General features: G+C 61.0%; 1 protein-coding gene. It reads left to right on the top strand.

What is annotated here, in order from left to right; genetic code table 11:
* Positions 1-671: AMP-binding protein (locus AC0L28_RS34710; protein WP_473482994.1), on the top strand; the 671-nt coding region annotated here is incomplete at both ends.

The raw sequence follows: 671 nt of genomic DNA on the forward strand, positions 1-671 counted from the left end.
CCGAGGATCCCGACCCGCATGCGCTGGGGCTCACCGCGCGCCATCTCGCCTACATCATCTACACCTCCGGCTCCACCAGAACGCCCAAGGGCGTCATGGTCGAGCATGCGAGTGTTCTCAATCTTGTACGCGCTCTTTTGGATGTATCGGCACTCACAGAGCAGGATTCACTCCTCGCGGTCACGACGATCTCTTTCGACATTGCAGGGCTGGAACTGTATCTCCCACTGGCCGTGGGAGCTAAGGTCGTCCTTGCTCACGGGAGCGATGCCGTTGGATTGCAGCAGTATCTATCCCATCAGAAGATAACCGTGATGCAGGCGACCCCGGCAGCGTGGCATATGCTCCTCGCTGCCGGCTGGGAGGGTGCGCCCGATTTAAGCGCCTTGTGCGGCGGCGAAGCGTTGCCTTCAAATCTGGCCGCGAATCTCGGCAGAAGAGTAAGATCTCTCAGAAATCTCTATGGCCCGACCGAGACGACAATTTGGTCGACCACCTTTGTTATCGACACGAGGATTGAGGCGCCTCACCGGAATGTCCCGATCGGTCGCCCGATCGCGAACACGCGGCTTTATCTGCTGGACGGCCATGGCACGCCGGTTCCGTTCGGGGCGGTGGGCGAGCTCTATATCGGCGGAGCGGGCGTGGCGCGCGGCTATCTCAACCGGCCC

The organism is Mesorhizobium sp. WSM4847 (assembly GCF_055811335.1).